Source organism: uncultured Sulfitobacter sp., from assembly GCF_947500075.1.
GTDB lineage: Bacteria > Pseudomonadota > Alphaproteobacteria > Rhodobacterales > Rhodobacteraceae > Sulfitobacter.
Window position 1 is genome coordinate 368106 of record NZ_CANMQS010000003.1, and the last position, 21840, is coordinate 389945.

General features: G+C 61.7%; 21 protein-coding genes. 1 reads left to right on the forward strand and 20 read right to left on the reverse strand.

The window, feature by feature from the left end:
- Positions 1-71 precede the first annotated feature (71 nt).
- Positions 72-782 (forward strand): phosphonate metabolism transcriptional regulator PhnF, encoded by a 711-nt coding sequence (phnF, locus tag Q1A91_RS11670; RefSeq protein WP_299877109.1) that lies wholly within the window; start codon positions 72-74, stop codon positions 780-782.
- Here phnF and Q1A91_RS11675 read toward each other — a convergent pair.
- The 20 genes from Q1A91_RS11675 to Q1A91_RS11770 form a co-directional block, all read right to left on the reverse strand.
- A complete protein-coding gene (locus tag Q1A91_RS11675) occupies positions 779-1399 on the reverse strand; it encodes a chloramphenicol acetyltransferase (RefSeq protein ID WP_299877112.1) in 621 nt (206 codons plus the stop codon). The genes phnF and Q1A91_RS11675 overlap by 4 nt on opposite strands.
- Complete coding sequence (gene phnE / locus Q1A91_RS11680) at positions 1399-2679, reverse strand: phosphonate ABC transporter, permease protein PhnE (protein WP_299877115.1); 1281 nt, start codon at positions 2677-2679, stop codon at positions 1399-1401. Before phnE (Q1A91_RS11680) ends, Q1A91_RS11675 begins: the two co-directional genes overlap by 1 nt.
- Positions 2676-3566 (reverse strand): phosphonate ABC transporter, permease protein PhnE, encoded by an 891-nt coding sequence (gene phnE / locus Q1A91_RS11685; protein WP_299877118.1) that lies wholly within the window; start codon positions 3564-3566, stop codon positions 2676-2678. The genes phnE (Q1A91_RS11680) and phnE (Q1A91_RS11685) overlap by 4 nt, the downstream gene beginning before the upstream one ends.
- 65 nt (positions 3567-3631) lie before the next feature.
- Entirely contained in the window at positions 3632-4534 is a 903-nt protein-coding gene (phnD, locus tag Q1A91_RS11690) for a phosphonate ABC transporter substrate-binding protein (RefSeq protein ID WP_299877121.1), read from the reverse strand.
- Between the two features lie 39 nt (positions 4535-4573).
- Positions 4574-5368: a phosphonate ABC transporter ATP-binding protein gene (gene phnC, locus Q1A91_RS11695; RefSeq protein ID WP_299877124.1), complete on the reverse strand. Its 795-nt coding sequence runs from the start codon at positions 5366-5368 to the stop codon at positions 4574-4576.
- A gap of 88 nt (positions 5369-5456) precedes the next feature.
- Entirely contained in the window at positions 5457-6575 is a 1119-nt protein-coding gene (locus Q1A91_RS11700) for a S8 family serine peptidase (protein ID WP_299877127.1), read from the reverse strand.
- A gap of 20 nt (positions 6576-6595) precedes the next feature.
- Positions 6596-7489 (reverse strand): hypothetical protein, encoded by an 894-nt coding sequence (locus tag Q1A91_RS11705; protein ID WP_299877130.1) that lies wholly within the window; start codon positions 7487-7489, stop codon positions 6596-6598.
- A 149-nt stretch (positions 7490-7638) separates the two neighbouring features.
- Positions 7639-8235: a hypothetical protein gene (locus Q1A91_RS11710; RefSeq protein WP_299877132.1), complete on the reverse strand. Its 597-nt coding sequence runs from the start codon at positions 8233-8235 to the stop codon at positions 7639-7641.
- A complete protein-coding gene (locus Q1A91_RS11715) occupies positions 8232-8783 on the reverse strand; it encodes a sigma-70 family RNA polymerase sigma factor (protein WP_299877134.1) in 552 nt (183 codons plus the stop codon). The genes Q1A91_RS11710 and Q1A91_RS11715 overlap by 4 nt, the downstream gene beginning before the upstream one ends.
- 99 nt (positions 8784-8882) lie before the next feature.
- A complete protein-coding gene (locus tag Q1A91_RS11720; RefSeq protein WP_299877136.1) occupies positions 8883-9788 on the reverse strand; it encodes a LysR family transcriptional regulator in 906 nt (301 codons plus the stop codon).
- A gap of 375 nt (positions 9789-10163) precedes the next feature.
- Entirely contained in the window at positions 10164-11009 is an 846-nt protein-coding gene (locus Q1A91_RS11725) for a DMT family transporter (protein ID WP_299877139.1), read from the reverse strand.
- 38 nt (positions 11010-11047) lie between these two features.
- Positions 11048-11674, reverse strand: a complete 627-nt coding sequence (locus Q1A91_RS11730) for a LysE family translocator (RefSeq protein ID WP_299877142.1) — start codon at positions 11672-11674, stop codon at positions 11048-11050.
- A 63-nt stretch (positions 11675-11737) separates the two neighbouring features.
- Positions 11738-12706, reverse strand: a complete 969-nt coding sequence (locus Q1A91_RS11735; protein WP_299877145.1) for a LuxR C-terminal-related transcriptional regulator — start codon at positions 12704-12706, stop codon at positions 11738-11740.
- 22 nt (positions 12707-12728) lie between these two features.
- Positions 12729-15029 carry a N,N-dimethylformamidase beta subunit family domain-containing protein gene (locus Q1A91_RS11740; RefSeq protein WP_299877149.1) on the reverse strand — a complete coding sequence of 767 codons (2301 nt, stop codon included), beginning with the start codon at positions 15027-15029 and terminating at the stop codon, positions 12729-12731.
- A gap of 3 nt (positions 15030-15032) precedes the next feature.
- Positions 15033-16559, reverse strand: a complete 1527-nt coding sequence (locus Q1A91_RS11745) for a branched-chain amino acid ABC transporter permease (RefSeq protein ID WP_299877152.1) — start codon at positions 16557-16559, stop codon at positions 15033-15035.
- Positions 16556-17482 carry a branched-chain amino acid ABC transporter permease gene (locus Q1A91_RS11750; RefSeq protein ID WP_299877155.1) on the reverse strand — a complete coding sequence of 309 codons (927 nt, stop codon included), beginning with the start codon at positions 17480-17482 and terminating at the stop codon, positions 16556-16558. Before Q1A91_RS11750 ends, Q1A91_RS11745 begins: the two co-directional genes overlap by 4 nt.
- On the reverse strand, positions 17482-18177 hold the full coding sequence (locus Q1A91_RS11755; RefSeq protein ID WP_299877158.1) for an ABC transporter ATP-binding protein: 696 nt from the start codon (positions 18175-18177) through the stop codon (positions 17482-17484). The genes Q1A91_RS11750 and Q1A91_RS11755 overlap by 1 nt, the downstream gene beginning before the upstream one ends.
- Positions 18170-18883, reverse strand: a complete 714-nt coding sequence (locus Q1A91_RS11760) for an ABC transporter ATP-binding protein (protein ID WP_299877161.1) — start codon at positions 18881-18883, stop codon at positions 18170-18172. Before Q1A91_RS11760 ends, Q1A91_RS11755 begins: the two co-directional genes overlap by 8 nt.
- A 15-nt stretch (positions 18884-18898) precedes the next feature.
- Entirely contained in the window at positions 18899-20161 is a 1263-nt protein-coding gene (locus Q1A91_RS11765) for an ABC transporter substrate-binding protein (RefSeq protein WP_299877164.1), read from the reverse strand.
- Positions 20162-20318: 157 nt separating this feature from the next.
- The gene (locus Q1A91_RS11770) at positions 20319-21830 is read right to left on the reverse strand and encodes a heme biosynthesis HemY N-terminal domain-containing protein (RefSeq protein WP_299877166.1); all 1512 of its coding nucleotides are present in this window, start codon (positions 21828-21830) and stop codon (positions 20319-20321) included.
- Positions 21831-21840 lie beyond the last annotated feature (10 nt).

Below are 21840 nucleotides of genomic sequence, written 5' to 3' on the forward strand. Positions count from 1 at the left end.
TACAACTAGACAAATCATGGCGGAGCGCCCGCCGAAACGCAATCCTTTTGCAGATGAAATTTTTGTAACAGATGCCCCGCACGCCAATCTGGAAATCCATTGAAGCCATCCTGACCAAGCAGATCGCCGGGGGCGAATATGCGCCCGGAGACCAGTTGCCGACGGAGGCTGCTTTGGCCGCGCGGTTTGGGGTGAACAGGCACACCGTCCGGCGCGCGCTGGGACAGATGGCGGAGGCCGGGCTGGTGCATGCCCGGCGCGGTGCGGGCGTGTTTGTGGCCACCAGGCCCACGGATTATCCCATCGGATCACGGGTGCGGTTTCATCAGAACGTGCTGGCCGCAGGGCGCACACCCGCCAAGGAGATCCTGTCCCTTGAAACACGGGCCGCTGGCGGCAAGGAACGTAAACTGCTCAAGTTAGAGCCTGATATGCAGGTACACGTGCTTGAAGGCCTGTCGCTGGCGGATGGCGCGCCGATGGCGGTCTTTCGCAGCGTGTTCCCCGCCGCCCCCTTCCCCAACCTGCCTGCGTATCTGCGCGAAACGCGGTCTGTCACGGCGGCTTTGGCGCTGTCCGGGGTTGAGGATTACACGCGCGCGTCAACGCGGCTCACTGCGAAACTCGCGGGGCCCATGCAGGCCCTGCATCTGCGCATCCCGCAGGGCGCACCGATCCTGCGGTCGGTCGGTGTGAACGTGGATCTGGATGGCATCCCGGTGGAGTTGGGCCATACTTGGTTTGCCGGGGACCGGGTCACGCTGACGCTGAGCGAGGACTAGCCGGCGTATTTCTCCACAAACGCCTCGGCCTTGAGGGTGCGGAAATCCTCAAGGGCTGTGCGCAGCCTGGCGTGCGGCCAGTCCCACCACGCAAGCGCCATCATGCGCTCGGCGGTCTTGTCGTCATACCGCGCCCGCAGGGGTGTTGCGGGGATGCCAGCAACGATCATGTAAGGCGGCACGTCCTTGGTCACGATGGCACCTCCCGCAACAACGGCGCCATGGCCGATGGTGATCTCCGGCCGCACCTGCGCGCCGTGGCCCAGCCACGTGTCATGCCCGATCCGCGCGCGGCGGCTGCGGCGGTGGGCGAACCACGCGGCGTCACGCTCTGCGTCATCGAAGTAATCTGCGGACCGGTAATGGAAGTGGTGCTGGCTGGCCTTGTCCATCGGGTGGTCTGTGGCGCCGATGCGCACATAGCTGGCGATGTTGGCGAATTTGCCTATCTCAGCGTTTGCGATGTCAGCGTAGCGGTCGCAATAGGCGTAGTCGCCCATACTGTTGTGCGCCATGCGCGTGCCCCGACCCAGTTCGACATAAGCGCCGAAGGTGCAGTCCTCCGTCACGTCGCAATCGGGGTGGAGAAAGGGTGTTTCGGCTCTAAGACGGGGCATTACGTGCCTTTGATCAACCGACGGCGCAGCCAGCCGGAGAGGGTATCCATCGCCATCACCATCAGGATGATGAGGATGATATAGTAGCTGACCTCCTCCCAATCCTTCTGCGTGGCGATGGCCTGCGTCAGCAGCAGACCGATACCACCCCCGGTGATCGCGCCGATGATCGTGGCGGAACGGGTGTTGGATTCGAGGTAGTAGAGCACCTGGCTCAGCAGGATCGGGGTGATCTGCGGGATGACGCCAAAGCGGTAGCGTTGCAGGGGTTTGGCCCCGGTGGAGGTGATCCCTTCGATCTGCTTGCCGTCGACGTTCTCCAACGCTTCGGAGAAGATCTTGCCGAAAGTGCCGGTGTCCGTGAGCAGAATGGCCAGCGCCCCGGTCAGCGGTCCGGGACCAAACGCGCGGCTGAGGACAATGGTCCAGATCAACCCATCCACCCCACGCAGCAAATCGAACAGGCGACGCGCAGCGAAACGCAGACTGCCGAGCGGGCTGAAGTTGCGGGCCGCGACGAAGCCCAGCGGCAAGGCGATGAGGGCAGCGCCAAAGGTGCCGAGGAACGCCATCAGCAACGTCTCGAACAGCGCCCATGCCACATCGTAGTGCCGCCACATCTTGTTGCGCCAGAAGTCCTGCCAGATCGCGGCGTATTCACCCGTTCCGACCAACTGGCCGAAGGACATCCCGTGGTAGGGGCTGTCGAGGGTGAAGAAGAACAGTTCCCAACCACCGGAGTACTTGAACACTTCGGAGCGGTTCCGGGTGATGGTCAGACGGCCCGCATCCGTGGTGATCGCCATGCGGTTCTTGGAGGCGCTGATCCAGTCGGGGGTCTGACCCGTGGGCAGCGTTGCGTTGACACCGCTGCTGCCCGGTTGCGCGGTGATCAGGCCGTAATCGGGGATGTTGTAGCTGACCGTGTCGGGCCCGAAGGTCACGATATGGCCCTCTCCCAGATCAATCACCGTCTCCTCTCCCAAAGCCACCCAATCGGGCGATGTGCCGGGGGCGTATGCGCCTTTGCGCTCCCCTTCGATGGCGATGGACACCTCGGCAGAGCGGTTGTCGCGGGTGACGTGGGTTTTGTAGCTGTAGCTGTCGGCCACCAGCGTCTGCATGTTCTTGACGCTGATGCGGTCAGCCAGACCGGGCACGTCGAAGGCGAAGAAGACGTAGACGATGTAAGCAGCGATCAGCACCGGCCATGCCAGCGTGCCCAGCCGCTTGCGTCGGAACAGCGCGGTGGTGTCAGATTTCAGCACGGCAGTGGTCATATCACGGCCCCCTTGTCGGCAAAGGCCTTGCCATGGGTCAGTCGGTTGCGCGCAACGCCAGACAGCTGGTCGACAATCACGATGGTCGCAAAGAGCAGCAGGAAGATCGCGGCGGCTTCGTCGAATTTCCCCTGTCCCCAGGACATGGTGTTGCGCAGGTCATAGCCAATGCCGCCTGCCCCCACAAAACCGAGGATGGCGGAGGCGCGGATGTTAATCTCAAAACGGAGGAGCGCGTAGGACAGGTAGTTGGGCGCGACCTGTGGCACAACGCCCAGCAGCATCCGCTGCATCCAACTGGCACCAGTGGATTGCAGCCCTTCCACCGGTTGCAGTGAGGCGTTTTCATTCACTTCGGAAAACAGCTTGCCCAGCGCGCCGATGGTGTGCAGCGCGATGGCGATCATCGCAGGCACCGGACCGCCCCCCAGCAGAAAGATCAGCACAAGGGCGATCACGATCTCCGGCACCGCGCGCAGGATGTCGAGCGTGCGGCGGACCGGGGCGATGAGCCATGGGGCGGGGGCAAGGCCGCGTGTGGCCAGAAGAGCCATACAAAATGCGATCAGCGCGCCGATCAGCGTGGCAGCGGCGGCGATGTTTATCGTCTCTAACAGGGACGGCAGGTACTTGATGAAGTAACCCGGCAGCAGTTGGGACCGCTCCCAGGCTTCGCTCAGAACATCACCGGGGAAGTCGAGGACATTGGGCAACCCATCCCAGAAACCGCCGGCGTTTCGATTGTCAGCGGCCTGAAAGCCCCCGATCAGCAATGCCGCGAAGATCAGAATGCCAATGAGGTTCAATATGCGCTTGTGGCGCATCTGGGCCATATAGGCAGCCTCGATCCCCTGTCGGCTGTCGCCGGTTGCTGTCAGTTCTGCCATGGTGCCCCCGAATACAAATTGCAGGCCCCGGCGCACCGGGACCTGCGACACGTTATTGAAATGGTTCAGTTCGACTTGGCTTTGCGGGCTTCGACGATGGAAACATAGGCGTCATGGGTGATCGGGTCGAAACCAAGGCTGTCCCCTGCCGCGACGCCGTAGGCGCAATCGGGGTCGGCTTCATAGAGGCCGTCCACCAGCGCGGTCATCTTGGCCTTTACCTCAGTTGGCAGTTCGGTGCGCAGCACCACTGGCCCTTCGGGGATCGGTTTGGAGCGCCAGATTTCCACCAGATCGTTCATGTCGACCAGACCCGCATCCACCGCCTTACGCAGCGCGCCGGAGTTGTAGCCGTCTTCCCATGCGCCCTGCCCATCGGCCCATGTCACGCCGCCATCAACGTCACCGTTGTTCACCGCAACGATGGTCTGTTCATGCCCGCCGGTGAACTTCACCTCACCAAAGTAGTCGCCGCTGTCCATGCTGGCGCCCGTGGTCTGGGGGATCTCAATCGACGGGATCAGATAGCCGGAGGTGGAGTTCGGATCACCAAAGCCAAAGACCTTGCCCTGCATGGCCTCCAGCGAGGTGATGCCGCTGTCTTTGCGCGCGAACCCGATGGAGTGGTAGCCGTAGGAACCATCAAGGTTGATCTTGACCAGCACAGGCTCCACCGCGTCGGGGTTCTGGATATGCACGGCAGCGTAGGAAGACGCGCCCATCCATGCCATGTCCAGCGTGCCGCCGAGCAGGCCCTGAATGACACCGTTGTAATCGGCCGGGGCGAAGAGTTTGGCCTCAACCCCCAGTGCGTCTTCGGTGTAGGCGCGCAGGCATTCATAGGAGTTCATCCGGTCCTGCGCGTTTTCACCACCCAGGATACCGATGCGGAATTCGGTGATATCAGCGGCGAATGCGGTGCCAGTCAGGGCGGTTGTGGCCAATGCGGCCGCAAGGATCTGTTTCATGTCGTCTCTCTTTTGCTTGTTTAGGGTCGAATTTTCCGGTCAGGCCGTCTCACGCTCCAGCGTGTCGATCTGGGTTGATGTCGCGGCTTCGGAGAAGGAGGCGTCCGCGCCGTAGATGTCGCGCGCCACACCGGTGGTGAGTTGTTCAGGGGTGCCGTCAAAGACGATTCGCCCGTCCCGCATGCCGACCACGCGGTCGCAATAGCGGCGCGCGGTATCCAGCGTGTGCAGGTTGGCGATGACCATGCGGCCATCCTCTTCGTGGATGCGGCGGAGGGACTGCATGACCACCTGCGCGTTCATCGGGTCGAGCGAGGCGATGGGTTCATCGGCAAGGATGATCTTGGGGTTCTGCATCAGCGCGCGCGCGATGGCGACGCGCTGCTGTTGGCCACCTGACAGCGCTTCGGCGCGTTTGGGGGCGTGTTCGGCAATGCCCAGACGGTCGAGGATATCAATGGCGCGGTGCACGTCTGCGTCGGGGTAGAGATTGAACAGCGTCGCAAGGGTGGAGCGTTTGTTCAGCGTGCCATGCAGCACGTTTGAGACGACATCCATGCGCGGCACAAGATTGAACTGCTGGAAGATCATCGCGCATTCGGATTGCCATTTGCGGCGGTCTGCACCAGTCAGCGCGGTGATCGGGCGGCCTTCAAAGGTCACCGCGCCCGATGTGGCATCGGTCAGCCGGTTGAGCATGCGCAGCAGGGTGGATTTCCCTGCGCCCGAACGCCCGATGATGCCGATCATCGTGGGCTTGTCGACCTGCAGGCTGGCGCGCTGCACGGCATCTTTGGTGCCGTAGGTCTTGGTCAGTTCCGTGATCGTCAGCATGCCTGCACCCCCTGATGTCTGGCCGGGGTGTCGCAGGGTGCAATTTCAGAAACGTATCAAATTTGCGAAAGTTTTGTGAAAGCGCCGATCAGCAGTTGGAGGCGCGGACAAGGCCGTGACCAAAGCTGTTGTCGCGGCCCCGGTCGCCCAGATCCTGCGCGTTGGCCCGCAGGCGGGCACGCACCTGTGTCAGGCCGCGGGTCCCGCGTGCAACCATGTCAGCGATGAGTGCCGTGACGATGGGTGCCGCAAAAGAGGTGCCTGTCGCATAGCCACCGCGCCGGCCCTTCGCCACATAAAGGTCCACACCAGGGGCGGCGAATTCCACCTGTGGGCCGCGGTTGGCCGCGCTGAACCTGCGCAGGCGGGAATCAATGGCGGTGACACCAATCACGAACTCGGAGGCCGCAGGCAGGGAGCCACCGGGCAGATTGTCCGTCCCGACCGCTGCGACCATCACAGCCCCGGCAGAAGAGGCGGCTTCCAGCACGATGCGCAGAACGTTGTTGTTGGGGCCGGTGAAGGACATGTTGATCAGCCGCACGTCACGGGCCAGCAGATAGTCCAGCGCCCCTGCGATGCGTTCAACGCTCGTCCGCTCCGCCCCCAGCCGGCTGGTGAAGATCGCGACAGAGAACAGCTCAGCCCCCTGCGCGAAGCCAGAGAAATAGCCGCGCGGGTCTTCGCCGACCATCAGCGCCGCAACGCCGGTGCCATGGGCGGTACCGACCGACCGTTCGCGCGCATCAAGCAGGGAATGGGTCCGAACCTTTGCCCCTGCCAGCGCCGGGTGGTTGGTGTTTACAGGGCCGTCGATCATCCCGATCCGGACGGATCGGGGCAGACGGCACCCGTTTGTCGCGCCGGGCGCCACAAGCGCAGGCGCATAGGTGCGCGGGGCGAATTGTGCAAATTCGTAGATGTTGTGATAGGCCGCATCCATGTCAGGCGCTGCGGCATTCAGGGCCGCGTTGATCGCGGCAATCTGTCGGCCCCGTGGGTATTCGAAGACCAACACCTGCAACCCCATGCTGCCCAGACGCTGGGTCCGCAGGAACCGCGCGCCAACTTGCGCAAGCGCATCTACGGCCGCCTGTGCCTGCCGCGCGGGGCCGATGACCACAACTTCCGGGTTTCCGCTGCCGCGCACGGTGACAACGGGGCCACCCGTTTCGCTGCGCGTGCGGGAGCGCGTGCCACGGTCCACCTGAGACGGTGCTGCACCTTCTACACGGCCAGGACGGGGTGTTGGGTTTTCATTTGCGTCCGGTCCACCGCCGGCAGAAAGCACACCCTGCCCTTGCCCCTGATCATGCCCGTCGGGGCCTTCACCTTCCGGCTCTTGCCCCCCGTTGCCGCCGGTGCCGCTGCCATTGCCGCCGGTGCCATTTCCATCGGTGCCGTTGCCATTTCCGCCGACTCCGACGCCGTCACCAATAGTCCCGCCAGTGCCATCGCCATTGCCACCAGTACCGTCACCGTTGCCACCAGTTCCACCAGTGCCATCACCGCTGCCACCCGTGCCGCCGGTGCCATCTCCGTTACCACCAGTGCCATCGCCGTTACCACCCGTGCCGCCGGTGCCGTCACCGCTACCGCCAGTTCCGCCGGTGCCATCACCATTGCCGCCAGTCCCACCGGTGCCATCGCCGTTACCGCCAGTGCCACCGGTACCATCACCGTTGTCACCCGTGCCGCCGGTGCCATCGCCGTTACCGCCAGTGCCACCGGTACCATCACCGTTGTCACCCGTGCCGCCGGTGCCATCTCCGTTACCACCCGTGCCGCCGGTGCCATCACCGTTGCCACCTGTGCCTCCGGTACCATCTCCGTTACCGCCCGTGCCGCTAGTGCCGTCACCGTTACCACCAGTCCCGCCGGTACCATCACCGTTACCACCAGTCCCGCCGGTGCCATCACCATTGCCGCCAGTTCCGCCAGTGCCATCTCCATTGCCACCAGTTCCACCGGTGCCGTCACCGCTACCGCCAGTTCCACCGGTGCCATCGCCGCTACCGCCAGTTCCACCGGTGCCATCTCCGTTACCACCAGTGCCGCCAGTCCCATCGCCAGAACCGCCAGTGCCATCCCCACCAGAACCGCCGCCGTTGTCACCCCCACCGACGGAGACGCTGGCGAGAATCACAAGGGGTTCTTCACTCGAAAACTGTGCGGACGCAGCCGTAGAGCCAAACAGCAAAAACGGCCCTGACAAAAATGTCAGGACCGACAGACAGGACCCAAGGGCCGCCGCCGTGCTTATGTTGGCCTTATTCGCTCGCATTCTCCACGCTTTCAAAAACGTCATTCCGGGCGGCCAGCGCCTGCACGCCAATCTGTTCTTCACCGCTGCTCAGACGGTACAGCCCCAAAGAAGACGGGCCAGAGACAATCTGCAGGTCCAATGACAGCAGCGTCTCGCGAATCATTTCTTCCGTCGCACCTGGCTGAAACGCGACCAGAAGGTCGCCTACTGCACCACTGGATGCAAGTTCATAGCCCGGCGCCTCTGCCCCGCGCCAGACAAATACGCTTTGACCAACCAGTGCTGCAACCGCCAGAACGGCGACCATACGGGCAATCGGCCATGAGGTCTTGCGCGCCTGTGGTTCCATAACCGGGGCCGGAACATCCTGCGATGTGCGTTTCACGGCCGCCATCAGCCGCTGCTGCGCCAGCATCCCGGCAGAGGGCAGCGCCTCCTCCTGCATCTCGGCACGCAGGGCCTGAAGGAGCGACAGGTCATCTGACAGGTCAGGATCCCGCGCCAGTGCGGTTTCCACCTTCTCCCTCTCTTGGGTGTTCAGGGTGCCATTGGCGTGAAACACCAGCAGCGCGTCAATTTCTTCTTGGTCCAGCAGGGTCATGTTGCGGCTCTCTCGATCCGGCTGCGCATGCAGGCAGCCAACAGTTTCTTGGCGTGAAAGACCCTTGATTTAACCGTCCCGGCAGGCACGCCTGCCACTTCGGCGATCTCATCATAGGTCATGTCCTCGAAGTAGGCGAGCGATATGGCCAGCCTCTGTTCCTCAGAAAGCCCGTTCAGGCATGACTTCAAATGCACAGCTTCCTGCCGGGCATTCAACGTCATGTCTGCGGCATCTGCCGGATCGATCTGTTCGGGTAATTCGTCGCGCGTCTCCACCTTCCCGCGCTTGCGGAAAGCGTCTACCGTCTTGCGGTAGGCAATGCCAAAGACCCAGGTCCTGACCATGGAGCGCCCCTCAAATTTCCCAGCTGATCGCCAGACTTCCATAAACACTTCATGAAGTATGTCGTTGGCTTCATGCGGATCGTTCATTTTTGACCGAATAAATCTGAGCGTCGGCCCTTCGAGCGCCTGATACAGCGCAGCAAAGGCTGCCTGATCACCAGTGGCGATCTGGCGCATGAGAAATCCGTGGTCTGCGCTCATTCCAATTTGCCGTCAAAATACTGTTCAAAAAAAGTCGTATATCAAGAGGTTGCGGTATTTACACGCGAATCGCAAGTTTGTGACAGCGGGGAAATTCCCTCACCACGTGTCAGGTCCCTTGTCAGTGAACGCCGCGGCCAGCGCATCGATGAACGCGCGCACTTTCGGCTGCATGAATTGGCCTGACGGATATAGCACATGAATGTCCTGCGGTTTCAGCGCCAGATCGGGGAAAATATCAACCACCCGTTCGGCCGCCAGCGCATCGGCAAAGACGTAGCTCGGCAGATACGCAATCCCCAAGCCATTGATCGCCGCATCCAGCAGCGTCTGACCGTCGTTGATCGCAAGCGAGCCCTTGGGCGGCACATGGATGGTCTTGCCTTTGAGCGGGTGCAGTTTCCAGCCGCCCACGTCCTGATGGCCGATATGGGTCAGCAGGATATGATTGCTCAGCGCATCGATCGTTTCAGGTCGTCCGTGTTGCTCAAGATAGGCCGGACTGGCGAGAACCCGCATGCTGGCCGTGGCCAGCTTGCGCGTCAGCAGCGTGCTGTCCTGCATCGCACCGGTGCGGATCGCCAGATCAAAGTGGCCAGAGATCAGCGGCACGTCTCCCACGCTCAGCTCAAGTTCAATGTTTACCTGTGGATAGGCGGCCAGAAACCGTTCCAGCACGCACATCAGATGGCTGCGGCCCAGATCGCTGGCCACGCTGATGCGCAACAGACCCGTCGGTTCGAACTGCATGGAGGACACCAGCGCATCCGCCTGATCTGCATCACTCAGAACCTGACGGGCGCGGCGGTAATAGGCTGTGCCGATCTCCGTCGGGCTGACGCGGCGGGTGGTCCGGTTCAACAGACGCGCGCCCAGACGGGCCTCAAGACAGGAGATATGTTTGGAGACGGCGGACTTGGAGATACCCATCTTTTTAGCGGCATCAGAGAACCCTCCCTGATCGACCACTTGCGCGAACGCTTCCATCTGGATCAGCCGGTCCATAGCCCGTTCGTGTACCCCAGTAATAACGCAGCCGCCCCACGCGACTTCAAAGATAACCGGGGAAACAAGGCCAGCGAGCACATACACGCCCACTGGCCAAAAAGAGATCCCCCGGCAACATCTTGCACTCGTTACAATAGTACGTCGGCTGCACGGGGGAAAAGGTTCAGAATATTCACATGTATTTTGGAGAAAAATCAAAATATTCCATAAAAAGGATATAAATCATATGGTTATGCTATCGAAAAAATCGAACGGACATGCCGGTCCGGATCGCAAGGGGATGGTTTTCGGCGGTGTATTGCTCAGCAAATGGCGGATATTTGCTCACCATCTGCCGTGGCGTCAGGATTCTGCCGAAATTTCTACCCTGCGTTATGATGCCAGATAGCCGACACCGGCAAACGCGATCAGACAACCACCCCATTGGGACATGGTCATCCGCTCCTTCAGCAGAATCCACGCCAGCAGAATCGTCAGCATTCCGAACAGGGATGACGCCACAGAAGCGTATTCCGGATGCGGCAAAGCCGCAGCGGACATGATCGACAGCAGCGCGACGCCGTCCAGCAACCCCATCGCGCACAACGGCACCATTGCGGTGCGTCCCGGCCACAGCGGCATCCGGCGCGCCAGCAGAAAGGCCAGCAACACGCCCAGTGCGGTCAAACGGGTGACAAGGGTGGTTGGCAATTCTCCCGACAGTTCGGCGGCGATATGACCCAGCTTGAACGTGCTGGCGAAACCCGCAGCCGAAAACGCAGCCAGCGCAATGGTCGGACCGATGGGCGGGATCGCTTCGTCACTGTGATCGGACAGGGCCGCGACAATCCCGACACCGAACACAATCGCCAGAACCGCTGCGGCTTGCAGCAGGGAGATGGTGCTGCCCCCCAGAACGGCAAAGGTAATCGACAGGATCGGAAAGCCCGCAATGATCGGCGCAACCAACCGCACCGGCCCGCGTTCAAAAGCAAAATAGAGCCCCACGCTCGCCGCCAGAAACGCCAGTCCGGCGCCAACCGCATATCCCGCAGCGGCACTGCTGACGGCAAACCCCTCCCCCCGGCTCAGGAACACGCCGGTCTGGAACACGGCCCCCACGGTCAGCACCACCAGAAGTGCTGCCATCAAAGGCACCGTGCGGCTCAGGTAGCGGATGGTGATATCGTGCAGACCCCAGCACAAAGCAGCAATCAGGCCGAGGCTTAATGATGTCATGGCGCGTGGTGCTCTCTGCGATGGTGTTGGTGCAATGCTCAGGCCGTTCGTATATCACGCACGCCCTTGAAAAGGAGCAGCACACCGACGCCAAACAATCCAAAACCGCTCAGCTTGTTGATATTGATCCGCTGACCATAGCGTGAGTTCACGGCCATCACTGCCAGCATCGCATATCCAATGATCGACGCCGCATCCAGCAGCACGAAAATCGCGCCATAGACGAGTGACTGGAACACGACATCCAGATCGGGCGCGATGAAGCCGGGAAAGAGTGCCGCGAAAAAGACGATGGCCTTGGGGTTGCTGACGCAGGCGAAGAAACCGCTCAGAAAAGCATGCCCATAGCCCCGCATCTGGCCCGCTCCCACCGCGGCATGGGGCACATCGGTGAAGGACTTATAGGCAAGATAGAGGATATACATCCCGCCCAGCACCTGAAGCACCGGCAGGACCTGTCCGGCAACGCTCAACAACGCCTGAAGGCTGATCACCGCGATCACGATATGCACCACCGATCCCAGCGCATCACCCATCACCGTCACCAGCGCGGCCTTTGGCCCGTATTTCAGCGCCTGACTGGAGGCCAGCGCGCAAGACGGGCCGGGGGTGACGACAATCGCCAGCGTGGCGGCCATGAAAGCAAGGAATAGGGTGCTGTCCATCAATGCGTCCTCAAAACATCGGGGGACTCAATCCTCTGGCAGACCAAAGGTCAACGGCGAAGGTCAGACAGGCACGTGTTTGGCCAGACTGGCGCGGTTGTCGATGCCCAGCTTGCCATAGATGGATTGGGTCTGGTTGCGGATGGTCGATGGGGCCACCCCAAGGATCCGTGCGGTTTCCTTGTGGCTTTTGCCACTGGCCAGCACATGCGCCACGTCCCGTTCGCGCCCGGTCAACAGGTCGAACTTACGCAGGGGGCGCAAAGACACCTTCTGCAACGACAACCCCTCCCGCGACATCCGCGGCTCACAGGTGGCAACCAGTTCCTGATCAATCAGGATATGCTCTCCGGGTTGATCCACGTAATCGGCCAACCACTTGGGCACCCGGTCCCCATCGCTGCGGGTCCACAGATGGCCAAAACGGTCGCGCATCGTATCAAGGCCGACAATCGTCGCACCATGGCGGCTCAGGAAAACCGCGGCGGTCTGCGCATCACTTGCCGGCAGGTCATTCTTGGCGGCAATCCGGGCAGCGGCAGAGATGTTGTCCACCGCACATTGCAGGAATTCACAATCGCCCCGCGTCCACCCCCCGGTGTGCTGCCCGCCGCGATAAGCGGAGATATAAAAGGATGCGGTCCGGTCCCGGCGCAGACACATCGCGGTGGCCATCTTGCGCAGGCCAAAGGTATCGGACAGCGTCTCCATCCCATCCGTTTGCGCGTTGCCGTACCGATCATAGGTCGGCACGCAGGTCGGGTCTTCGATGAATTGTTCGACCAGAAGGTCCTGATGCGCGACCCCGGTCCATGTGTCGTAATAATGCTTGGGCAGGTTGTAGACAGAACTGGCGTGGATGGTCGTGCCGCGTTGCTGCACATGCGCCCAGCCGTACCACGCGCAGTCATATCCCAGCACATCCGCAAGATTGGACACTGCCCAATTGACCAGATCGGTCATGCCGGATTGCTGCGCCCGTGCGTTCAGTTTCACCACAAACGCCGACAGTTCGCTCATGTTGGTGTACATTGGATGCCCCCCAGAAAGGCTACTACCTCCAGTGTTTCTCCTCTCCAGTATATGCGGAACCGGGCAAAGCGCCATCTTTTGTGAAAGCGTCCAGCAGATTGCGCATGATGGTCCCGACGTTGTTTTCACCGCCATGGCAGGGCAGCGCCTGACTCCAGCTGATGGAACCCGCGGCAAAAACCGCGCCGTCATTGGCGGTGGTGAAGTAGATCATATCGCCCCGTACCTGCGGGTCCTGCGAGCCGCCGCGCCCCGGAAAGGCATAGGTGATTTCTTCGGACACCAGCGGATAATTGTCCGTGTGGTTGATCGACGATCCCACCAGCAGCGTGTGCGGCGGTGTGCCAAGTGCCAGATCATAGCGGTCCAATTCGACCCCCGCCGCGCCACCCAGCGCAAGACCGAAATCACCGATCAGCTCCTCATCTCCGATCCCGTCAAAAATCCAGGCCGCGCGTTTGTGGAAACTGTCCGGCATCCGCTCAAACGGTTCCGCCCGGTCCATCCCTTCCGCTGTGAACCCCAGACCCACCAGTTTCTGCGGCGGCCGCCCGCGTGAGCGCCAAAGCCCTGACCGTTCCCCGGTAGAGGCCAGATACCCCTCCCCCGCTTCCGCCTGCCAGGCGCGCGATCCCACATCGAGCTTGCGCACTTCAATGCACGCCGGATCATCCGGGCAGGAGGCCGTCACCCAGTAATACCCATTGCCGCCCAGATACATCACACGGCCCCCGCTCTTCAGATAGGCCTCCGTCCCGTCCAGCATGGTTTCGGAATAATACTCCGGGTGGGTCACGTTGATGATCGTCTTGTAGGGCGCGAATGCCGCCTCCCCTTCGCGGTCCAGATCGTGGTCGGTGATCAGGTCATACTCGTATCCCGCATGCTCCAGCCACCACGTTAGTGACAGATCCGCAGGCAGCGCCCAGGGGAAGTTCATCCCCGCCATGCGATACCCCGGACGGATGTTGATGATCGGCCGCTTCCAGCTTGAGTAACACACGCCCGCCCCATCAGTATGATGGTCATAGGTCGACAACCCGAATTCCTGTAGCTTGTTGTACTCCAGATCCTCGCCCGAGATGACGGGCGTATGCGCGACGATTGCCTGGGCGATCTGCGCCTCGAAACTGAGGTGTTCGTTGGCGTAGGCCAGATAGGTAAAGGTCGACATCAGCACCGCGATTTTGGCGCGCGGTTTGTCAGGCCGGATGATCACCGGGATCCGCTCCACCGCGTCACCGGCGGTGATCTTGAGCGCGTAGACGCCCGACCGGAAATCCGCAGGCGGTGTCCAGTTGACCGTCGGGGACCACCCACAATCGGTCAGCGCGTCGTCATGGAAAGCCACGCCGCCAAACTGCGCGGGGTTCAATCGATAACAATCATCGCGCCCCTGCCAGTTCCAACCGGTCATCCCGCGAATGGGCCGGTTCACGCCCACCGCATGCAGCCCGTTCGGGCCTGTGTCCTGAATATCCGGCGATATGCCACGGTCGGTGTATCCGGCGGTCGTATCCCAATAGGTCAGCGGGTCCGCAGGCACCTCGCCTTCGGCAATCTGCGCCATTTCATCGGCGCTCAATACCCGCCCGACAACCCCGCAGCGGTCGATTTTCCCGTTATACAGGGTCGAAACAAAGGCCCCGCGCTTGGCGTTATGCTCATGCGCGCCGGCAATCAGGAAAGGCGCATCGGCGTGGGTGGGCTTCACCCGTAATGTCTCCACCACATGGGCGTTATGGTCATAGGGCACCACCGGTCCGATGTGCGAATTCCACGCGTTCTGCACATCAATCTGCCGCAACCGCGCTTCACCCGTCGCGGGATCAAAACTCGCCACGGCCAGCACCCAGACCTTCGGCACCAGCGGCGCATCAGCCACCACCTGATCCACCTTGGCGCCGTCGCCCACCCAGAATTCCAGCTTGCCTTCGGCATTGATGCCCAGCGCATATCCCGTCGCCTCATGCACCGACCAGCGCCCCATGATCGTCTGCCGCCCCGCCATCGGCATCGACGGCCAGATGAAGGCATGCACCGTAAACGCCCCCTCCGGCGCCAGCACATCCCCCGGATCATCCACCCGCGCAAACGACCCGTTCTGCGTGTACTGCCGCTGCACATCCAGCGTGCCGGGAATATCCGCCTGCACCACTTCCTCGATGAACCCCGGACCATCCGGGTTGAAATCCCCATGCACCAGCCGCACCAGTTCCGCCCTGGCCTGCGTTGTCCCCTCAGCCGAAACCATGAAATCAATCGGTTTGCCCGCCTGTGCGGCAAGCGGGTCCGAATACCCGAATAGTCTTACGTCCGTCATGGGTCAGCTTTCCAAAAGGTCATTCACACGCAGCAGGAACACCGCATGATAGGCGTCCTTGATGTCGGTATACTCACGGTCATCCACCACACGCGGCGGCATCCCACGCTGGCCGGAGACCGCCATGATGCGAAACTTCTCCTCCGCCGGGATCATGCGGTGGATCACGTATTTGTCCGCCATTTCCCCCCGCCGGAAGTAGTTCAGCACCCGCGACAGGGCATCGGAATGGTGGCCCAGCGGATCGCGCTTGTGCTCTTCGATCAGCTCCGGCGTGATCAGCTCTTTCAACCGGTCCCGCAGTCGTTTGTTGAAGCGGCGATAGTACAGCTCCTGCTTGTCGTGCACGTCGGTGGCTTCTTCAGGCATGGCTTCACCTCCCTTGTCGGTCCGTCCCGCGCGCCGCTCCCCGGCTTTGCGCTTGCGGAAATCGCGGAATTGGTCGCGGGCGCCGGTCAGCCCTTCGCGGGCAAAAATCGTGACGCCAATCATGATGAGCGCCACCAGAATGATCCGCGGCGGCCCCAGCGTGATCAGCCCCTTGTCGATGATCGTCACCACTGCCGCGCCAATCACCGCCCCTTCGGCCCGGCCCAGCCCGCCAATCACCATCATCGCGAACAAGAGCAGCAGTTGATCGAGCGAGAAAATCTGCGGCGAGATGGAGCGGAAATACATCGCATAGAACGCTCCCACGACGCCCAGCGCCGCCGATGAGATCACAAACACCAGCAGTCGCGCGCGGCGGAAATCAATGCCGATGGCTTCGGCAAAGGCTTCGTCCTCCCGGCTGGTTTTGGCCACCCGCAACAGCATCCCCAGCCGTTCGGAATTCACCAGCCGCCAGACCAGCAGCGCACCCAGCAGCAAAAGGAACGCCCCCGCGAACCCCAGCAGCAGGCCGGGGCGTTGCAGGAACCAGTCTTCGGGGATGAAACTGTCCACATTGGTGATCGCGCCACCGCTTGCGGTCAGGGGGCGCAATTGCATGACGAACACCCGGCAAATCTCAGCCACACCCATGGTCAGAAGCGCGTAATAGAGACCATCAAGCCGCGTCGAGGGTGCTGCAAGCACCGCGCCAAACACCAGCCCGGCCAGCGGCCCGATCAGCAACATGAAGGGCCATGGCACGCCCAGATAGACATTGGCGGCAGCGGCGATATACCCCGACGCCCCGACCACGGCCAAAGTCGCCAGCGAGAAGATACCCGCCGTCCCGATGATCAGCGTCCACAGCACATTGATCGAGGCATAGACACAAAAGATCGACACAACCGAAATCAGTGAGTTCGGCAGGAACGGCGTTATGATCACCAGAAAACTGAGGCCAATCACCCACCACAGTGGCTTTTTGTCCACCAGCACCCGCTCACGCCTCAGCGTCTTGGGGTTGTGCACGTCACGCCATTGCAGCCAGTGCCGCTTGGTGCCGGGCAGCCGACCGCGCGCACGCTCGGCACTGCCATCGGGGGTCAGCCGTAGCTCATAGGGCCTGCGTCCGACTTTATGAAAACGTTTCTCACTCATTCGCGGGTGTCATCCAACAGGCCGCCGATGCCGCGCGGGCGGATGATCAGGACGGCAATGATAAAGAGGAAAGTGGCGAACATGACATAGCGCTGGCCGAGGAAGGGAATTGCGCCGACAATGGCTTCAAGGAACCCCACCAGCAGCGCGCCGATCATCGCGCCGGGAACAGAGCCTAATCCGCCCAATAGGGCGATTGTCAGGCCTTTGACCAGGGGGATCACCCCTGCCGTGGGGCTGACGAAAATCGTCTGACTGAGGAGCGCCGCCGCCATGCCAGCCAATGCGCCTGTCAGCATCAACACAGGCAGTGCCGTTACTTGTCGCGAAATGCCGGAGTATGCCGCCCCTTCCGCGTTCTGCATCATCGCGCGCACTTCCAGCCCGCGCCGGGAATAGCGCAGCCACGCCAGCGTCAATGTCATGATGATCGCGGCCCCGATGATCGTGCCTGCCTGATCGTATCTGATCTTGGTGCCCCAGACCTCCCACCGGCCAAAGCCGAAGATCTTCGGCAGCCCTTGATTGCGCGGCCCAAACGTCCACAGCAGCCCCTGCACCGCAGCAATGTTCAGGCCCAGCGTCACGATCAGCGCGCGCACCTGAAAGTTCGGTTTGTCGTGGATCGGCAGGAACGCCAGCAGGTAAATCACCACCCCGCACAAGGCCCCCGCAACCAGCGCAGACCCGACAAGCGTCCCCGCCATCGCAAAGGTCGCCAGACCGCCATTGCCCAGAATATCCGCAATCACCGGTTTCATCACGCCCGTGACCAGCCACGCGGCATAGCCCGACACCGCAAAGGTCGCCCCATGCGCCATGTTGATGATGCCCACCGACGACCACAGGATCGAAATGCCAATCGCCATCAGCGCGTAGATCGCCGACAGGTTCAGCGCGTATATGATCAGACCCAGGTCCATCAGTTCAGCGCCACATGGCCAACGTCGCCGCGCAAACGGCCTGCGTGCATGCCGATCATCCGGTCCGCACGGCCCGTCAGCAGTGCCACGTTCTGCTCCGCAATGATCATCGCACCCTCCACCGGCAGGTCCCACAGCGCTTCCATCACCCGATGGGAAATCTTCGGTGCCAACCCCAGCGACGGCTCATCAATCAGATAAAGCCGCGCTTCGGTCATCAGCATCCGGCCAATCGACACCATGCGCCGTTCACCACCCGACAACTTGCCGACCAGCGCATGTTCCAACGGACGCAGGGGCGGGAAAATGTCAAAGATCCGGTCGATCCGCCCCTTCCGCTCCCGCCACGCAAGCTTTGAGAACGCGCCACACTCCAGATGTTTGCGCACTGATAATCCCGGAAAGATCGCATCGCCCTGCGGCGCCACACCGATCCCCATGCGCACCAGCCCCGGCGTGCGACGTCCGGCTCCCAGCGACCGCGCGCCGCCGATCTCCTTGCCGTCCAGTTTGATCGACCCCTGCTGCCAGCCCGACATATGGGTCAGCGCCCGGATCAGCGTCGTCTTGCCGTGCCCGTTCAGGCCCACCAGCCCCAGCCGTTCGCCCGCGCGCACTGTCATGTCGATCTCATGCAGCACGCGGAGCGGACCATAGCCCGCCGACAGCTTCTCGATTTCCAACAGTTCAGGCATCCTGTCCCTCGAAATATGCGGCTCTGACGCGGGGGTTTTCGAAGACATTGCCCGGTGCCCCGCTGGCAATTACCTCGCCCAGATCCAGTACGATGCAGGTGTCCGCCACCGCCGACAGCAACTCCAGCCGATGCTCGATCAACACCAGCGCGATGTCGTATTCATCGACCAAGGTGCGCATGATCAGGTCCAGCTCATCAATCTCCGCGTTGATCAGGCCGGAGGCGGGTTCGTCCATCAGGATCACCTTCGGCCCGCGCATCATTAGACAGGCCAGCAGCAGCTTGCGCCGCTCAAACGCGCCCAGAGACGCAGCCGGGGTGCCCCATGGCACGTGCAGATGCACCAGCCGCGCGGCCCATTCGGCATCATGTTTGCTTAAGGCCGGGGCATAGGCTTTGCGCGCGGCACGAAACGTCTCTCCGACAGTGAGGGACGCAGGCACGACAGGGCTTTGATATGTCCGCCCCAACCCCAGCCGCGTGCGTTTGTGAAAGGGCAGCGCCGTCACATCGCGGCCATCCAGCATCACCTTGCCGGTATCCGCCACATAGCGCCCACACAGCACCTCAAAAAGGGAGGTTTTCCCCGCCCCGTTCGGCCCCACCAGCCCGAGGATCTCTCCGGGCTGGGCGGTCAGTGCGACATCTTTCAAGATGTGCCTGCCGCCCAGCGACAGGTTGATCCCTTCACATCCGAACAGCATTGCGGTCCCTCTGACTTACCACCAGGGCGGCGCGACAAAGTCGACTTCGGCAAAGGGCGATGGCGCGATGATGCGGTGCTCATTGTCCTGAACCTGGAAGAACAGATGCGCCTGACCCGCTTCGGGATCGTCGGTCATGTTGGGATAGGAGATGCCGGAATTCGTCTCCGGGTCGAACGTGTAGAACCCGTTCACGCCCCGATACTCAATCGCGCGGATGGCGTCGCCCACGGCGGCAAAATCATCCGGGTCGCCCACCTGTTCCCACGCCTGTTTGAGGATCTGTACCGCGTCATAGCCGCCACCGGTGTAAACCATGCCCATCGTGCCGGGATACTTCGCGCGGTACTTTTCGCGAAAGGCCGCGCCCATTTCATCGGCATAGACACCATAGACCGTGCCCCAGATCATGCCTTCCCCCGCGCCCTGCGCAAGGTCCAGAAATTCCGGCTGCGACGGGCCATACTGCAGATAGACCAGCGAATCGGGCACCGGATCAAAGGCATATTGCTGGGCAAAGGCAGCCAGTTCGGCGGCCACCCAGTGGTCGATCATGATCGCGGCGGCATCGGTATCCTGCAACGCGCGGATGACCGGCGCCCAGTCCTGTACCGGGAACTGAATGTCGGTGATCGCCGCAATCTCCCATTCGCCATTGGTGGCAGCGGCGGCCTCCTGCGTGGCCTGAGAGATCAGCTGCGTATAGCTGATCTGCCCCTGCACGATATGGATCTTGTTGTTCTTCGGTTCCCACTGGCCGGAGGCGACCATGTCCTGCAAAAACTTCACATAGCCGGAGCCATAGTATTTCTCAGGCACATCCAGCTGGAAGATATTCTTGTACTTCTCCGGATCGCCCTGAAACAAATCAACGTTCAACGACGAGGTATTGCCGTGCAGATAAGGGATGCCAGACGGCGCTGCTGTGTCCATCGCAGGGGGCGGAATGATCGTGAAGGCAGAGGCAATTGCGTGGCTGCCCCCTTCGATCAGGGTCTGGATACCCGCAACGTTGCCCTCGGGCGTCAGCATATCCAGATCAATGATCTTGGCTTCCAACTGCCGGCCCAGCACACCACCGTCCGCGTTGATCTCTTCAATCGCCATCATCAGACCGTTGGTCCAGTCCTGATGATCGGCAACTCCCACGGGACCGGACTGCGCGGCGGGCACACCGATGATGATATTCTCGGCCGAGGCGGCCATCACGGTCATGCAACTGGCAACGACGGCACTTGCGGCCCCCAGAACGAGGTTTCGCTTGGATAATGTAAACATTGTCATCTCCCTGTTTTGCAGGGAATTAGACGTTGGCGGCGTCAGGACTGTCTATGATGCAAATGCACTACTGGACGCGAGGCTGGCCTCAAATGCACAAACAGACCGCCCCTGATCGGGCAGTCCGCTTTCTTTCTGGTCAGGCGCGGGTCGGCTGTCAGGTCGCGGGTTGTGGCTTGTCGGTCTTTTCTGCCGTCTCCACCACGGCATCCTCCACAAGCTCCACATCTTCGATGACGGAGGCATCCGGCTCTTTGCCCGTCGTGTCAGCCGCTTCGTCCGATTTATCCTCGATCGCGCCAACAATCAGCGGCAGCATCTGAACCCCGCCGGGCATCGCCACCTCTGCCGTGGGCGGCGTCGTCCACGCCAGCGTGTCGAAGCTGGAGCAGTTGACGCAGATCGGGTGCCATGTGGCATGGATGTGCTGGCAATTGTCGCAAACCCACTGCGGACCGCGCGACACCGTCAGCGCCTTGGCCAGCCAGCCTTTCACCACCGTGTCAGACGCGCCCTCGCCCCGCTCAATCGCGGCCATCAGGGTGACCGACCGCGCGGTGGGATCGGTTTCAACCAGATCGCCCAGCGCGCGGCGCGCCTGCGGGAAATCCTCGTTCGCGATGTGCAGTTCAGACAGCAGCATCTTGGTTTCGGGATGATCGGCTTTCGCCTTGGTCAAGCCAGCAAAGCGTTTGATCCGCGCGGCGGGTTTCTCATCCGGGGCAATCGCAGCAAAGGCAGCCGCCAGATCGGGATGCGGTTGCACGCCCCAGGCTTTGGTCAGCAACCGCGTGGCATAGCGGGGTTTGTTCTGCTCAATATACCCCTGCGCGGCCATCACCGCAGCGGGGATCAGGTCAGGCGACAGCCGATTCGCCTCAATCGCGGCTTCCCGCGCAGCAATGTCGTTGCCTTCGGCAAAGACGTCACGCGCTTCGGACAGCGCCAGCACCGCATCCCGGCGTTTGTGCACGTCACGCGGCAGCACACCGTTCTTTAACTTGGCGCTCAGCGTTTGGCGGGCACCAGACCAGTCTTCCTTCTCCGCCTGAAGGCGCAGCAGGACGTCACCGGTTTCCTCATGCTTGGGCTTCAGCGCAAAGGCCTTCTCCGCCAGCTTCAGCGCGGTATCCGTGTCCCCGTCCGCCAGCTTCTGTTTCATGATCCCGCGCACACCGACAAAGCGGGTCTGATCATCCTCGACCAGCTTGCGATAGGTTTCCTCGGCCTTGCGCCGGTCACCAGCCAGTTCAGCCGCCTGTGCGGTCAGCAGGTTGGTCAGCGCAGGTTTGTTGAGGTACTTGTCCGCCTTCGCCGCCTTCGCCATCGCCACGCGGCCCTCGCCACTGGCCAGCGCCATCAGACCCTCTGACAGCGCCTCGAACCCCTTGCGTTCGCGGTTGCGGTCGAAATAGCGCGACAGGGCCGTCTCATCCCCGTTGATGAACTTCAACGTCGCAAACAGCAGGGAGATCAGCTTCAGCAGGATCCACACCGCAACCAGCAGCACCACGACGCCAATGACCGACTGCAACGGGCCGAAACTGTATTCCGTGCCCATCACGGTGATCTGCACACCGCCCTGACTTTCCAGCAGATACCCGGCACCCCATGCCGCCGCTGCAACAACGCCGACAAACACAATAATCTTGATCAATGACCACAACATAAATCCGGGT